The organism is Sorangium sp. So ce1153 (assembly GCF_051521595.1).
In the GTDB taxonomy this organism is placed as follows: Bacteria; Myxococcota_A; Polyangia; order Polyangiales; family Polyangiaceae; genus Sorangium.
Genome location: NZ_CP150361.1, coordinates 1,340,499 through 1,355,182, shown reverse-complemented (window position 1 = coordinate 1,355,182; position 14,684 = coordinate 1,340,499). Strand labels below are relative to the sequence as shown.

Genomic DNA, 14,684 nt, shown 5'->3' with positions numbered 1-14,684 from the left:
TGATTCCTCCCGCGCGAGGTGCGACCGTCGCCGCATGCGCGTGCTGATCGCCGGAGGCGGCATCGGGGGTCTGGCCGCGACGCTCAGCTTGCACGCGGCCGGGATCGAGGCGCAGGTCGTCGAGGCGGCCCGCGAGCTCCTGCCGCTGGGCGTCGGCATCAACCTCCTCCCCCACGCCGTCCGGGAGCTCACGGAGCTGGGCCTCGCCGACGAGCTCTCGGCGACGGGGATCCCCACGGCCGAGCTCGTGTATCACGACCGGTTCGGCAGCCGGATCTGGGCGGAGCCGCGGGGCGTCGCGGCCGGCTACCGCTGGCCTCAGTACTCCATCCATCGCGGCGAGCTCCAGCTGCGGCTGCTCGCGGCGGTGAAGCGGCGCCTCGGCGCCGCCGCCGTGCGCACCGGGCTCGCCGTGGAGCGGTTCGAGCAGACCGGCGCCGAGGTGCGCGTCGCGCTGCGGGACCGCGCGACCGGCGCGCTCGACGAGGCCTCCGCCGACGTCCTCGTCGGCGCCGACGGCATCCATTCGGCGGTGCGCGCGGCGCTGCACCCGGGGGAGGGGCCGCCGCGCTGGAGCGGAGTTCACATGTGGCGCGGCGTGACCGACGGCGAGCCGTTCCTCACCGGGCGCAGCATGATCATGGCGGGGAGCAACCTGACCGCCAAGTTCGTCGCCTATCCGATCTCCCGCGCCGCGGAGCTCCGCGGCCGGGCGGCGATCAACTGGGTGGCCGAGGTGCGCCTCCACGAGGGGGCGACCGTCGCGCCCGAGAGCTGGAGCCGGCGAGGCCGGCTGGAGGACGTCTCGCCCCACTTCGCCGCGTGGCGCTTCCCCTGGCTCGACGTGCCCGCGCTCATCGCCGGTGCCGGTGCGATCTTCGAGTATCCGATGGTCGATCGCGATCCGCTGCCGTGGTGGAGCGCTGGCCGGGTGACGCTGCTCGGCGACGCCGCCCATCCCATGTACCCCATCGGCTCGAACGGCGCCTCCCAGGCGATCCTCGACGCGCGCGTGCTCGCCTGGCATCTCGCGCACCTCGCCAACACGGGCTCCCCCGAGGCGGCGCTGGCCGGCTACGAAGCTGCCCGCCGGCCGCCCACGAGCGCCCTCGTCCTCGCGAACCGCGCGATGGGTCCCGAGCGCGTGATGGCGCTCGTGGAGCAGCGCGCGCCGCGCGGCTTCGCGCGGATCGAGGACGCGCTGAGCAGGGACGAGCTCGAGGAGATCGCCCGCAGCTACAAGGCGGCGGCCGGGTTCCAGATCGAGGAGCTCAACGCCCGTCCGTCGTGGAGCGTCGAGCCTCGCGAGCCGGCCGGGGCGCACGTCCAGGCGGCGGCGCCGGAGCGCTAGTATCGCGCGTCAGGAATCCTTGGCGGGATCGCTGACACGCGATACTGGACTCGACCTGGACGCAGCTGCCTGCCATCGCGCAGCAGTGCCCGAGTCGAGGTTAGCTTCTCACGGGGTCACGTAGCAGACATCGAGGCGCGGCCGCTCGGCGGCGGCGGGCTCCTCGCTCGACCGGAGGGTCCGCTTGCCCGGACCGACCTCGCGCAGCAGCACGCCGTGGTTGTCGAGCGCGCCCGAGACCCAGTCCTGGACCAGCGCCGTCACGTCGCAGGACACCGTGGCTGTCCGGTTGGCCGGCACCGCGAGCGACGCCTCGACGGCGGCGTCGAAGGCGCCGTTCAGCGTGTTGTACGTGACGGTGGCCTCGGTCCACGGCGCGGTGATCGCGTGGACCTCCAGCGTCGCGGCCGTCGGGGCGTAGAGCGCCCGCACCGAGAGCGTCGCGCCCTCGACGGTCGCGTCCTCCGGGATCGCGCCGAGGTTGAAGGCGACGAGGCCCATCTTCACGCCGCCGCCGGAGGTGCCCGTGAAGAGGCCGGGATACGAGCCCGAGCTCGTGTTCGGCTCGGAGGACGAGATGAAGGAGTCGGCCGCTCCGCCCGCGCCGCCGCGGTAGATCGCGACGCAGACCGGATCGCAGGCGTTGCCGTCGCCGTCGCCGTCGTCGTCGCCCTGCCCCGGGTTCGCGTCGTCAGGGCAGTTGTCGAGGCTGTCGCTCACCCCGTCGCCGTCGCTGTCTACCCACACGGGGATGTCGACGTCGAACGAGGCGCTCGCCGCGTTGCCCGCCGCGTCGGTCGCGCTGCAGGTGACGGTGGTGAGGCCGACCGGCAGGACGGTGCCCGGCGCCGGCGAGCAGCTCACGGCGACCGGGCCGTCGACCGCGTCGAGCGCGACGGCGGTGAAGGCGAGCGCTGCGCCCCACGGCCCCTCCGGCTGCACGGTCATCGACCCGGGGATGGAGAGGACCGGCGCCCGCGTGTCCTCGACGATGACGGCGAAGGTGCCGTAATCGAGGTTCCCGGTGGCGTCGAGCGCGTAGCAGTGGACGATGGTCACGCCGATCGGCAGCGTGCTCCCCGCGGGCGTCGTGCAGATCACGGGGACGGCGCCGTCGACGTCATCGATCGCGGAGACCGTGAAGGCGGCCGCCGCGCCGGTCGCGCCGGTCGCCTCGATCACGAGGTCGCCGGGCACGGAGAGCGTCGGCTCCGTCGTGTCGCCGACCGCGCCGGTGCCGCAATCGAGCCGCAGATCCAGGTCGAAGACCGGCGGAGGGATGAGCATGACGGCGCTCTCGACATGAGGCTGCTCGGCGCTGTCGGGCGCGTGGCAGCCGGGCTTCTCGGCGCGGACCTTGTAATAGCCGGTGAGGACATCCCAGCCGAAGTGCCCCTCCGCGTCGGAGATGCTCGGGTTGGCGCGGTTCATGGGCGACATGATCGCGCTCCCGTCCGGCACGACGGTGAACGAGCCCGGAGCGCCGGTGTCGGAGCGGAGCAGCGTGACCGTGGCCCCGTCGATCGGCGCGCCGCCCACGGTCCGGATCCACCCGCTCGGGTCGATGTAGATCGGGAAGCTGAAGCTCGAGGTCGTCGGGCCGCACTGCGTCCGGAGGAGGACGGTGGCCGCCCCGTGGTTGGGATAGAAGGGCGGGATCACGGCGCGGAACAGGCCGTCCCCGTCGAGCTGCATCGGACCCGCGGCGAACGTGAGGTTACCGAACTTCACGTCGTAGCTCGCCGTCCCGCCAGCGCAGCCGGGCGCGGTCAGGGTGGTGGGATCGTGCCAGTAGACGACGGGGACGTCGCCGCCGCCCGTGGAGGAGGGCTGGAGATCGACGCCCGCGGGCGGCGCGGCCGGCTTGCCCAGCTGGAGGTCCTGATTCAAGTCACCGGGGGACGGACCCACGTCGGCCTCGCTCTGGATCAGGTTCGACCCCGCCGGCGGGAACGCCGTGATCCGGTACGCCGTACGCGTCGGTATGCGGTTCGCCGTGAACTCGCCGAGCCCGTTGGTCGTCCCGTACCACGGGCAGCGGCCCTGCCCCGCGCGCTCGCAGATCTGCACGGGCGCGCCGGCCACCCCCACCACCTGTCCCGCGTCGTCCAGGGCCGTCACGCGCCCCTGGATGACCCCGTCCCCGTCGTTCAGGTTGCCGTTCCTGACCCGGTAGAGGTAGCGCCCTTGCTGGAGGGACAGCTCGCTATGGCTGACGAGCGCATAGGACAGGTCCGTGTCGATGAAGATGTCGCTGACATCGGGATCCGAGGGGAGCTGGACCTTGTTCTTCGCCAGCTCGTAGGCCCCGCGCGGGTGTGTGCCGTCCGGGAGCACGCCGGGCGCAAAGCCCACGCGGGCGGTCTCGCCGCCGAGCCCGCCGACGCCGCCGCTCGCCGAGCCGGCGTTCCACTGGATCTGGTCATAATTGAAGAAGACGTCGAAGTCCCCCTTGGCGCGATAGACGGTATTCAGCGGCGGCTCGCAGTCCGGGTCGGCGGGGTCGCAGACCGGGGGCGGAGTGCACTCCGGCGATGTGGGATTGCAGTTCGGCGGCGGACATGCCGGGTCGGCGGGATCGCAGATCAGCTCGGTGCACGTCGGCTCGCCGGCGTCGCAGGTGTGGGCGTCCACGAGCAGGAGCTGGAAGAGGTTCAGTCGGTCGGTGCTGGCCGAGTAATAGCCGACGCCCGCGGCGCTCCCCGAGGTCGGGTCGAAGCTCGCCCAGACAGCGCAGAAGGCGCGGCGGCCGTCGCCGGGGAGCTTCTCCACCGCGCCCCAGTGGGCGAGCCCGGAGCCCGGGCCCGTCGTGTCGACGTCGGCGAAGAAGGGCGCGATGATGGCGCGGTTCGTGCTCTCGAGCGGGAATGGCGTGAAGACGTTGAGCGGACCGTCGAAGGTGATGTTGCCGTTGTTGTTGACGTAAACGCTGTTGTAACGGATTTCAGAGAAATTGACCTCGAACGGAAGCCCCTGCACGCCGCTCGAGCCGTCGTCGTTTGGCGGCAGCGTGTTCTCGAAGCAACCCTCGTCATAGATCACTGCGTTCGGCCCGACGGCGAGCGCCTCGCTGGGTAGACACCAACAAAGCACCACGGCGCCGGCGGTCCCCCACCGACCAACATTGCGCGTCATCCTATCCTCGCTTCGCCTCACACACAAAGAGGCGCCATGATAATGCATGCTCCCGCGCGACGATGGAATCGTTTTTTGTCTGCCGGGCATGATTCATCGCGACATCGCTGCATCGCTGCATCGTTTCGTCGCTCGTCGCTCGTCGCTCGTCGCTCGTCGCTCGTCGCTCGTCGCTCGTCGCTCGTGCCGCGGTCGCGTCGAGCGGCTCTCGTTTGAAGGACAATGGAATTCGCTGTCCCTGAAGGAGCGAGTCCGCCTCGTCATCGCCATCGTCATCGCCCCCGCCTCGGCGTACTCCGCTCACGATGTAATTGCGCGGGAGGCACCTGCACCTTGACGCCGTTTCCAGCGCCTGGCTCTCATGGCGGCATGAGGCGCATGCCCATTTCACCGTGCGAGACCGCATCAGCCCGCACTGGCCCGCTGCCGGGATTGCTGCTCGCGGCGCTCGCCGCGGCATGCTCGCCTCCGGAGCCGCCGGCGGCCGAGGTGCTCTCGGAGCGGTTCCCCGCCGTGGCAGCGCGCGTTGTCGATCGAGGTGGCGAGATGGTGGAGCGGGACGCCGTCTTCACCCTTGCGGAGGGTCGCGCCGCGGAGCGCCTCACCGTGGAGGTGCCCCACGACGCGGCAGAGCCGGTCCGCTTTCGCCTCCCCGGCGCCGGAGGGTGCGCCGGCCCAGCGGCGGTGTGCCCGGACGCGCTGGAGATCCAGGTGCGCGAGGCGGGCGCGCGAGGAAGGGTGACGCGCGCAGGCCGCGCGCTCGCCCACCGGCGGCCCGGGGCGACGTCGTTCTGGACCGTCGAGCCCGGCGCAGCCGAGGAGTGGCTGCTGCTCGAGGCGGACGCGGTCCGGCGCGACGCCCCCGTGGCGTCATGGCATGTGGAGGGGGCGACGCTGCGCCAGGCGGGCGACGTGGTGCTCGCGGTGGACGGGGCCGGCGTCCCGCGGCTGCGCGTGACGGCGCCGGAGGCCTACGCCAGGGGGGGCGAGCGTCCCGTCGGCGCGCGCCTGTCGGTGGAGGGCGCGACGCTCGCGCTGCACGTCGACGCCGACGGGGAGGCGGTGCTCGTCGACCCCCTCTGGGAGCAGGTCCCCGCGACGATGAGCGCGGGGCGCCGGGAGCACACCGCGACCCTGATCACGGAAGGCACGAGGGCCGGCCAGGTCCTCATCGTCGGCGGGTACAACGGGGCAGCCGCGCTGAACACCGCGGAGCTGTATGACCCGCTGACGAACAGGTGGTCGACCACGGCGACGATGGGCGCCACGGGACGTTACCAGCACACCGCGACCCTGCTGCGCGACGGGCGCCGGGTGCTCGTCGCGGGCGGGCGCACCGGGGCGAGCGTCTCGGGGACGGCGCAGATCTACGATCCCGACGCCAACACCTGGACGAGCGCCGGGGAGGTGGGCAATCGCGCGTCCCACACGGCGACGCGCCTCGACGACGGCGACGTGCTCGTCGCGGGCGGGATCGACGGCACCAGCGTGATCGGCGACGCGCGGCGCTACGACGCCGAGACGGGCGCCTGGTCGGCCGCGGGGAGGATGAGCGCGCGCTACACGCACACCGCCGTCAGGCTGAATGACGGGACGGTGCTCGTCGCGGGCGGGTACGCCACCGGCTACCTGGACACCGCGGAGATCTACGACCCGGCCACCAACGCGTGGTCGCCGACCGACAACCTGACCACGGGGCGGAGTTCGCACAGCGCGACGCTCCTGCCGAACGGCGACGTCCTCGTCGCCGGCGGCGACAACGGGACGTACCTGAGGAGCGCGGAGCGGTACGATCTCCGGACGCGGACCTGGCTGGCCGCCGGCGAGATGCCCGCCGCGCGCAGCAACCACGCCGCGGCGCTGCTCATCTCGAACAGCGCGGTCCTGGTCACCGGCGGCTTCAACGGCAGCTATCTCGCCTCGACAGCGCGGTACGACCTGGCGACCGGGGCGTGGTCGGGGGCCGACGACATGCGGACCGCCCGCGGCTACCACACGCTGGTGGCGCTCGGCGACGGTCGGCTCCTGGCGGCGGGAGGACGGAACACGACGGCTGCCCTCACGAGCGCCGAGCTCTATCTCCCCGAGTCCCCCGACGGCGCGCAGTGCCGCGGCGACGGCGAGTGTCGGAGCGGCGCCTGCGTCGACGGGGTCTGCTGCGACACCGCGTGCGGCGGGGACGACCCCGGCGACTGTCAGGCCTGCAGCGTCGCCGCCGGCGCGGCCGTGGACGGCGTGTGTCGGCCGCGCGCCTCGGGGCAGGTCTGCCGCGCCGCGGCCGGGAGCTGCGATGTCGAGGAGCGCTGCAACGGCAGCGCCGCCGACTGCCCTGCCGATACGTTCGCGCCGGCCACCGCCGTTTGCCGGCCGGCGGCGGGCCCCTGCGACGCGGCCGAGCGCTGCACCGGCAGCTCCATCACGTGCCCGGCGGATCTCCTCGCGCCAGCGACCGACGTTTGCCGGCCGGCGGCGGGCCCCTGCGACGCGGCCGAGCGCTGCACCGGCAGCTCCACCGCGTGCCCCGCGGACGCCTTCGCGTCGGCCGCCACCGTGTGCAGGCGGGCGGCGGGCCCCTGCGACGCGACCGAGAGCTGCACCGGCAGCGGCGTCGACTGCCCCGCCGACGCCTTCGCGCCAGCGACCGACGTCTGCCGGGCGGCGGCGGGCCCCTGCGACGCGGCCGAGCGCTGCACCGGCAGCGACGGCGCGTGCCCCGCCGACGCCTTCGCGTCGGCCGCCACCGTGTGCAGGCGGGCGGCGGGCCCCTGCGACGCGACCGAGAGCTGCACCGGCAGCGACGCCGACTGCCCTCCGGACGCCCTCGCGCCGGCCACCGCCGTCTGCCGGCCGGCGGCGGGGCCCTGCGACGTGGCCGAGCGCTGCACCGGCAGCGACAAGGCGTGCCCCGCCGACGCCCTCGCGGCGGCCGAGACCGAGTGCGCGCCCGGCGCCTGCACCGACGACGCCACATCGAGCTTTCCGCCGAGCGTCTGCACCGCGGACGGCGCCTGCGTCGAGCGCGCCGCCGTGGACTGCGGCCTCTACGCCTGCGCCGGCGGCGCGTGCCTGACCGGGTGCTCGAACCACGAGCAGTGCGACGCGGGCGCCTACTGCGACGCCTCGGTCTGCAGGGCGAAGAAGCCGCTCGACGCGCCTTGCGCGGCGGCCGTCGAGTGCGCCGAGGGCGCCTGCATCGGCGGCGTCTGCTCGCTCGACGGCGACAGCGACGGCGTCATCGACGCCGCCGACAACTGCGTCGACACGCCGAACACGACGCAGACCAACAGCGACGACGACCCCCACGGCAACGCGTGCGACGACGACGACGACGACGACGGCAAGCTGGACCCGGAGGACGCCTGCCCCACGGTCGCGGACGCGGGCAGCACCTCGGACCAGGCCTGTGGCTGCGACCCGCCGAGGCAGGACGGCGACGCCTGCGATGACGGCAATCCCTGCACCCAGGTCGACGCCTGCCGCGGGGGGCGCTGCGTCGGCGGCGACCCCTTCGCGTGCGCCCAGCCCGACCCGAGCACGTGCAGGTTCGCGGCCTGCGAGCGGCAGAACGGCGCGTGCGTCGAGCGCAACAAGCTCGAGCGGGCGCCGTGCCCGGGCGGGATCTGCATCGCCGGCGGCTGCTTGCCCGACGACCCTCCCGGCAGCGGAGGCGCCGGCGAAGGCGGTGGCCCGGGCAGCGGCGGCGGCGGCGGGCTGGGCGGGGCCGAGCCAGGGGCGGGCGGAGCCGCTGGCGGCGGAGGCGGAGGGGGCGCCGGGCCGGGCACCGGGGGGCCGGACGGGGCGGCGACAGGCGGCGCCGGGGGCAGCGCGGCCGTCGCCGGGGCGGCCTCCGGCGAGGGCGGGAAAGGGCAGCTCCGGCTCCACGGCGGCGGCTGCGCCAGCAGCGCCGCCGCAGCCGCCGGCGCGAGCGGCGCCGGGTACGGGGCGCTGTGGCTCGCTGCGGGGCTGCTCCTCGCGCGCCTGCGCCGCCGCGCCTCCAGCGAGGCGCCGCGCCGCACGGCGCTCTCGTGAGCCGGACGACCTCGGCCCCCGATCGATCTCGAGACCGCCGGGCCCGGTCCACGGGGTCGCCGGGGCTGGCCGTCGGGCTCGCCGGCCCCTGAGCCCCTCGGTCGCGCTCCACCCGCTGCCCCGCGCCGCGCGCGTCCTCCCCGGGGACGCCGCGCCCTATTTCGTGGCGCCCCTCCCGCGCTGGTGTAGATCGCGGCCCGTGAGGAAACGCCCCCTCGGCAAGACGACCCTCCAGGTCTCGGAGCTCGCCCTCGGCACCTGGGGCCTGTCCAGCGACGGCTACGGCCCGGTCTCCGAGGCCGAGGTCGATCGCGTCATCGACCGCGCGCTCGCCGTCGGCATCGACCTCTTCGACACGGCCGACGTCTACGGCCGCGGCGAGATGGAGCGCCGCCTCGGCAAGCGGCTGAAGGGCGCCGGCCCGACGTTCGTCGTCACCAAGATCGGCACCGATCTCGAAGGGGTCCCGACGAAGCGCTTCGACCCGGCCTACCTCCGCACCGCGTTCGAGCGATCCCAGGAACGGCTCGCCCGCGACGTGGTCGACGTCGTCCTGCTCCACAACCCCACCGTGGCCGCGATGAGCTCGAAGGAGCCCCTCGCCTTCCTGAAGGAGCTCAAGGAGGCCGGGAAGATCCGCGCCTTCGGCGTGAGCGCCGGCTCGGCGGACGTCGCCCGCTCCGCGCTGCGCGACGAGGTCGATCTCATCGAGCTCGCCTACAACGCCTTCCTCCCCGGCGACCTCCACGAGGTCGCCGGCGACGTCTCCGAGAGCGGCGCCGGCGTCCTCGCCCGCTCGGTGCTCGCGCACGGGCTGCTCGCCGGCCAGTGGAGCTCCGACCGCGAGTTCTACTCCGACGACCACCGCGCCGACCGGTGGAACCGCGACGAGTTCAGGACCCGCATCCGCCAGCTCGACGCGCTCCGGCCGATGGTCGCCGGCGCGATCGTCTCGCTCCGCTCGCTCGCGCTGCGCTTCGTCCTCGCGAACAACCTCGTCTCGTCCGCCGTGCTCGGCCCCCGCTCGGTCGCGCAGCTCGACCAGCTCGTCCGCGAGGCCGGCATGCCCCCCTACATCCACGAGACGACGCTCATGGAGCTCTCCGGGCGCCTCAAGCAGGCCGGCATCGAGGTGTGAGCAGGATGAACCAGAACGACAGGGAGCTCGACGAGATCGTCCGCATCGCCCGCGCGGCGGCGGCGGTCGTGATGGACGTGTACGCGACGCCGTTCACCGTCGAGATGAAGGGCCCGGGCGACCCGGTGACCCGCGCCGATCGCGAGGCCAACGCGCTCATCTGCAGCGCGCTCGAGGCCGCGTTCCCGGGCGAGGCGGTCCTCGCCGAGGAGAGCGTCCCGGCGGCCGACGAGCTCGCCGCGCGCTTCGGGCAGGAGCGGGTGTTCTTCGTCGATCCGCTCGACGGCACGCGCGAGTTCGCGGATCGGAACGGCGAGTTCGCCGTGATGATCGGGCTCTCCGTCCGCGGCCGCGCCGCGCTCGGCGTCGTGGTGATGCCCACGACCGGCGAGGCGCTGGCCGGCCGCGCCGGCCACGCCGACGAGCGCGGCGGCGACGGGGGCTTCGCCTTCCTCGAGGCGAAGGACGGCAGCCGCCGCCCGCTCCGGGTCTCGTCCGTGGGCGCGCCGGCCGACGCGGCGCTCATCGTCTCGCGGTCGCACCGGCCGAAGGAGCTCGAGCCGCTCATCGCGCGGCTCGGCATCACCAGGGTCGTCCCGTGCGGCTCGGTCGGCGTGAAGATCGCGCGGATCGCGACCGCCGAGGTCGACCTCTACATCCACGGCGGCGGCGGCGCCAAGCTCTGGGACAGCTGCGCGCCCGAGGCCGTGCTCCGCGGCGCGGGCGGTCGCTTCACCGATCTCGCCGGCGCGCCCATCGACTACGCCGGCCCCGGGCTCAAGCTCGCCCGCGGCATCATCGCCTCGAACGGCGCCCTCCAGGACGCCGTCGTCGCCGCGGCGAGGTCGGAGCTCGGCTGAGGCGCGATGCGGGCCGAGGCGGAGATCGTCATCATCGGCGCGGGGATCATGGGCCTCGCGATCGCCTACAACCTCGCGCGGCACCACGGCGTCACGGACGTCGTCGTCGTCGACCGGGGCTACCTCTGCGGGGGCGCCAGCGGCCGCAACGGCGGCGGGGTGCGGGCGCAGTTCTCGAGCGAGGGGAACATCCGGCTGATGCAGGAGAGCATCCGCATCTGCCGGGATTTCGCCCGCGAGATGAAGATCAACGTCTGGTTCCGGCAGGGCGGCTACCTGTTCCTCGTGCGCAGCGAGGCCGGCCGCCGGACGCTCGAGAAGAGCGTCGCCGTGCAGAACGCGTGCGGCCTCGGCACGCGGATGCTCACCGCCAACGAGGCCCGCGCGGTCGTGCCCGAGCTCTCGACCGAGGGCGTCGTCGCGGCGAGCTACAACCCCGACGACGGCGTCGTGTTCCCCTGGCCCTTCGTCTGGGGCTACGCCGAGCGCGCGCAGAAGCTCGGCGTCGACATCGCCACCTTCACGAACGTCCTCGGCTTCCGCGCGCAGGGCGCGCGGATCGACGCCGTGGTCACCGATCGCGGCGAGATCCGGACGCACAAGGTGGTCAACGCCGCCGGCGCCTGGAGCCCGGAGGTCGCGCGCCTCCTCGGCGTGGAGCTGCCCAACCGCCCGCACCGCCACGAGATCTGCTCGACCGAGCCGCTCAAGCCCTGGCTCGGCCCGCTCGTCGCGGACCTGTCGAACGGCCTCTATTTCTCGCAGTCGATGCGCGGCGAGATCGTGGGCGGCATCTCCAACGAGGACGTCCCCGAGGGCCTCGACATGGGGTCGAGCCACAAGTTCCTCGCGCTGTACTCACGGGCGCTCGTCACCGCGTGCCCGGTCCTCGGCAGCGTCAAGGTGCTGCGGCAGTGGGCTGGCTGCTACGACCTCACCCCGGATCAGAACCCGATCGTCGGCGCGGTCGACGAGGTGGAGCACTTCTACCAGGCGTCCGGGTTCATGGGGCACGGCTTCATGATCGCGCCGGTGATGGGCAAGCTCATCGCGCAGCACATCGCCGAGGGCACGGCCCTCCCCCTGTTCGACCGCTGGAACCTGCGCCGCTTCAAGGAGGGCCGCCTCCTCAGCGAGGCGATGATCATCGGCTGAGCCTCGGCGCCCGGCCCCTACCGGTACCCGCACACTCTTTCTGTACTCGTCCAGCCATACGCTACACGGACACGTCCGCGTCGCCCGGACAGGGGTGCGCGTCGCCCGGACAGTGCACCGCTTCCCTCGGACGTCGAAAGACTTCGCGTTCAGTCCGGATGGCGCTGGCTCGTATCCGGACGAAGCATGCGGGTGCCCACGGTGTCGGTTAGCGTCACGCCTCGCCGCGCGGCTGGATGGCCGTCGGAGGCGAAGACGAGGTCGACAGCGGGTGCGACTTGACCCAGTCCGACCACCAGAGCGGGGCGCGGGCGGTGACACCGCTCGCCTTCACCGTGTCCTCGGCAGCCTGGGCGGCGACCGAGACGTCCAGCACGCCGAGATCGACGAGCTCGGCAAGGAACTGAAAGAACCCCATGGCACGGCCGCGCAGTTCCTCGAGGCCCTGGAGCGCCGCTTGACCATCGCGGGTCACGAAGCTCGCCTCGGGCCGGCTCCCGGCCCAAGCGATCGAGGCAGCTTCGCCGAGATCCGAGGCCGAGGTCTTGCCGGCCCGCAACGCCTGGAGCCTGGCAGCCGCAGGATCGGCGATCGCGATCGCCTCTACCCTGATCTGGCTTCCCTCCAGGGTGATCCGTGCCTGCTCAGCAGCTCTCGCATGCCTGGGTCCGGCGTCGACGATCAGCTCGTCGCGCACTTCCTCCAGCACCACGAGGGGCACCCGCTCGCTGACATCCACGAGAATTGAGAGGTGTCCCGCTCGCTGGAGAGCGATGAGCACCCCCGTGTCCAGCACGTACGCCCGCAATGCCGCGCCCGTGGTCATTGTGTGGTGCTCCAGGGGAGCTCGTCCCACGCAGAGATGTCGAGCAGCTCGCGAGCCCGCATGGCGGATATGAGACCGGCAGACAACGCCTCTCGAACTCGCCGAGAAAGCAGAGTCTCACGCGCTGACGGCGCTGCATGCGAGAGCGACGGAACCGTCTTCTGTATCTCCTCGAGAAGGTACTTCTCTATGTAGCCGACGTTGTAAAGGTGGTAGGACGTCAACTCGATCGTCGTCCCATAATGCTCCCGTGCACGCCGGACCATCTCCACGGCGGGCGTCAGCTCTCTTGCGCGGACCAGCGGCCTCCCGAGCAGCTGGTGGAGCCCGAGCTTCGGCAGCAGCAGCTCTGCTGCGAAAGCGCGGGCGCGCTTCTCGACGGCATCGCCTTGCCGTCTTGGCGCGTCATCTTCCTGGTCCTCGATGACATCAATCCAGAGGCCGATGTCCTCCCGTGGCTCGTCGTAGAGGAGGTGGCAGACCTCATGTGCGAGATCCACGCGACTCCGCGGCAGATGAGTGCCCCATTCCGAAGCTGTGTTGAGAAGAATGGCGGCGAGCCCACTCACCCGATCCTTCACCGTGACGGCCAGGACGGACGAGCTATGCAGTGGCTTCTCTACCACGGGCACACCGAAGGCTTCCTCCACCAGCGTCTCCAGCGGATCCGGGAGGGGAGCTGTCGGTGAATCGAGCAAATTCTTCTGATGCAGGATGTCTCGGAGGCGCCAAGCTCGCGCGTAGCCGTCGGCGCTCGCGTTGTGCCCGACCTGCGCCTCCCTGAACCAGTCGGCCCTTTTGAGCGGCGCGGGCCGGCCCAGACGCTCCTCCAGGCCCTCCACGTCGCGCGCGATCATCAGCGCTTCTCGTGCCGCAGCTTCATCCGCGGAAAAGAAGTCGGGTACGCTGGCATGGCGAAAGTGGAGCGACAGGGCGGTCTCTTCCCGCGGCGTATCCGCCCACAGCGCCGTCGGCGTGAGCTTCAGCCTTCGTTCCACGCGGGCCAACGCCGCCGTCGAGACCGGCACGGCCTCGCCTGCTTCCAGACGTGCGAGGACATCTTCGGATACGTGAGCGTCACGGGCGAGCGTGGCGCGTTCTAAATGGCGCGCCTCGCGAGCCGCCCGCAGGCGTCGTCCTACCGCTGCGAAGTCGACCATCGGTTGCCAGCATAGTGAATCCACTCGCTTCGTCTATACTCGCCCCCCTTCGCCATGGGTCACCTCGTCCTCGTCACCGGATCCTCGAGCGGCATCGGCCTCGCGACCGCGGTCGCTTGCGCGGCCGCGGGCCACCGGGTCATCGCCACGATGCGCCGCCCCGAGAAGGCCGGCGCGCTCCTCGCCGCGGCCAGCGCGCGCGGCGCCTCGGTCGAGGTCGAACAGCTCGACGTCGCCTCGCAGGGCGCCCCCGACCGGCTCCGGGAGATCCTCGAGAAGCACGGCCCCGTCCACGCGCTCGTCAACAACGCCGGCATCGCCGTCGGCGGCGCCTTCGAGGAGCAGGCGGACGACGACGTCCGGGCGCAGTTCGAGACCAACGTCTTCGGGCTCATGGCCGTGACCCGCGCGGTGCTCCCGTCGATGCGGATCGCCGGGCGCGGCCGCATCATCAACGTCTCGAGCGTCTCCGGGCTCGTCGGCCTCCCCGGCGTGAGCATCTACGCGGCCACGAAGCACGCCGTCGAGGGGTTCAGCGAGGCGCTGCGCTGGGAGGTCGCCCCGTTCGGCGTCCACGTCTGCCTCGTCGAGCCCGGCACCTTCAAGACTGAAATTTTTTTCGAGAACCAGCGGCGGGGCGCCCACGTCTCGCCCGACGGCCCCTACGCCGCGATGACCCGGGTGCTCGAGCAGCTCGTCCTCGAGGACGCCGCCAAGGCCCCGCCGCCCGCCCCGGTCGCGGCGGCGATCCTCCGCCTCATCGAGGGCGCCTCGCCCCCGTTCCGGACCCTCATCGGCCGGGACGCACGGGCCCTCGTCGCGCTGCGCCGTGTCATCCCCGACCGGCTCTTCGCCACGGGGATCCGCCGGCTGGTCCAGGTGCCCCGCTCGCGTTGACACGCTCTCGGGCGCCGAATAGTTTCGGCTCCGTCGCTTCCATCACGGGGCGGCGCCATGTCGTGGCCGAAGGGGGGTCGCGCCCCCATGCCGCGCGCTGTTTTTGTCCGCTGTCGTCCCCTCAGGCTAACGA

Annotated in this window: 10 protein-coding genes; 7 read left to right on the top strand and 3 right to left on the bottom strand. The window is 72.6% G+C overall.

Annotated features, from left to right (window positions below):
* The first annotated feature begins 34 nt into the window (after positions 1 to 34).
* Entirely contained in the window at positions 35 to 1,351 is a 1,317-nt protein-coding gene (locus WME85_RS04705; RefSeq protein ID WP_437835494.1) for a flavin-dependent oxidoreductase, read from the top strand.
* A gap of 108 nt (positions 1,352 to 1,459) precedes the next feature.
* On the opposite strand, the gene WME85_RS04700 is transcribed toward WME85_RS04705, so the two are convergent.
* Positions 1,460 to 4,486 carry a DNRLRE domain-containing protein gene (locus WME85_RS04700; protein WP_437835492.1) on the bottom strand — a complete coding sequence of 1,009 codons (3,027 nt, stop codon included), beginning with the start codon at positions 4,484 to 4,486 and terminating at the stop codon, positions 1,460 to 1,462.
* Between the two features lie 46 nt (positions 4,487 to 4,532).
* Here WME85_RS04700 and WME85_RS04695 point away from each other — a divergent pair, with 46 nt between their 5' ends.
* The 5 genes from WME85_RS04695 (at position 4,533) to WME85_RS04675 (ending at position 11,668) form a co-directional block, all read left to right on the top strand.
* Positions 4,533 to 4,823, top strand: coding sequence for a hypothetical protein (locus WME85_RS04695; protein WP_437835490.1), 291 nt, complete (start codon positions 4,533 to 4,535; stop codon positions 4,821 to 4,823).
* Between the two features lie 41 nt (positions 4,824 to 4,864).
* Positions 4,865 to 8,515 carry a kelch repeat-containing protein gene (locus WME85_RS04690; RefSeq protein WP_437835488.1) on the top strand — a complete coding sequence of 1,217 codons (3,651 nt, stop codon included), beginning with the start codon at positions 4,865 to 4,867 and terminating at the stop codon, positions 8,513 to 8,515.
* A gap of 199 nt (positions 8,516 to 8,714) precedes the next feature.
* Positions 8,715 to 9,653 (top strand): aldo/keto reductase, encoded by a 939-nt coding sequence (locus WME85_RS04685; protein WP_437835486.1) that lies wholly within the window; start codon positions 8,715 to 8,717, stop codon positions 9,651 to 9,653.
* Between the two features lie 5 nt (positions 9,654 to 9,658).
* Positions 9,659 to 10,513, top strand: coding sequence for a 3'(2'),5'-bisphosphate nucleotidase CysQ family protein (locus tag WME85_RS04680; RefSeq protein WP_437835484.1), 855 nt, complete (start codon positions 9,659 to 9,661; stop codon positions 10,511 to 10,513).
* 6 nt (positions 10,514 to 10,519) lie between these two features.
* A complete protein-coding gene (locus WME85_RS04675) occupies positions 10,520 to 11,668 on the top strand; it encodes an NAD(P)/FAD-dependent oxidoreductase (RefSeq protein WP_437307835.1) in 1,149 nt (382 codons plus the stop codon).
* Between the two features lie 214 nt (positions 11,669 to 11,882).
* On the opposite strand, the gene WME85_RS04670 is transcribed toward WME85_RS04675, so the two are convergent.
* Together WME85_RS04670 and WME85_RS04665 are read right to left on the bottom strand one after the other, a co-directional pair.
* Entirely contained in the window at positions 11,883 to 12,494 is a 612-nt protein-coding gene (locus WME85_RS04670; protein ID WP_437835482.1) for a hypothetical protein, read from the bottom strand.
* Positions 12,491 to 13,654, bottom strand: a complete 1,164-nt coding sequence (locus WME85_RS04665; RefSeq protein ID WP_437835480.1) for an ImmA/IrrE family metallo-endopeptidase — start codon at positions 13,652 to 13,654, stop codon at positions 12,491 to 12,493. Before WME85_RS04665 ends, WME85_RS04670 begins: the two co-directional genes overlap by 4 nt.
* Positions 13,655 to 13,708: 54 nt before the next feature.
* On the opposite strand from WME85_RS04665, the gene WME85_RS04660 reads away from it, so the two are divergent.
* Positions 13,709 to 14,551, top strand: coding sequence for an SDR family oxidoreductase (locus tag WME85_RS04660; protein ID WP_437835478.1), 843 nt, complete (start codon positions 13,709 to 13,711; stop codon positions 14,549 to 14,551).
* Positions 14,552 to 14,684 lie beyond the last annotated feature (133 nt).

Excerpts from the sequence above, each read along its gene's own strand:
- WME85_RS04705 (WP_437835494.1), top strand. The coding sequence starts at position 35 with ATGCGCGTGCTGATCGCCGGAGGCGGCATCGGGGGTCTGGCCGCGACG.
- WME85_RS04700 (WP_437835492.1), bottom strand. The coding sequence starts at position 4,486 with ATGACGCGCAATGTTGGTCGGTGGGGGACCGCCGGCGCCGTGGTGCTT.
- WME85_RS04695 (WP_437835490.1), top strand. The coding sequence starts at position 4,533 with ATGCTCCCGCGCGACGATGGAATCGTTTTTTGTCTGCCGGGCATGATT.
- WME85_RS04690 (WP_437835488.1), top strand. The coding sequence starts at position 4,865 with ATGCCCATTTCACCGTGCGAGACCGCATCAGCCCGCACTGGCCCGCTG.
- WME85_RS04680 (WP_437835484.1), top strand. The coding sequence starts at position 9,659 with ATGAACCAGAACGACAGGGAGCTCGACGAGATCGTCCGCATCGCCCGC.
- WME85_RS04675 (WP_437307835.1), top strand. The coding sequence starts at position 10,520 with ATGCGGGCCGAGGCGGAGATCGTCATCATCGGCGCGGGGATCATGGGC.
- WME85_RS04670 (WP_437835482.1), bottom strand. The coding sequence starts at position 12,494 with ATGACCACGGGCGCGGCATTGCGGGCGTACGTGCTGGACACGGGGGTG.
- WME85_RS04665 (WP_437835480.1), bottom strand. The coding sequence starts at position 13,654 with ATGGTCGACTTCGCAGCGGTAGGACGACGCCTGCGGGCGGCTCGCGAG.
- WME85_RS04660 (WP_437835478.1), top strand. The coding sequence starts at position 13,709 with ATGGGTCACCTCGTCCTCGTCACCGGATCCTCGAGCGGCATCGGCCTC.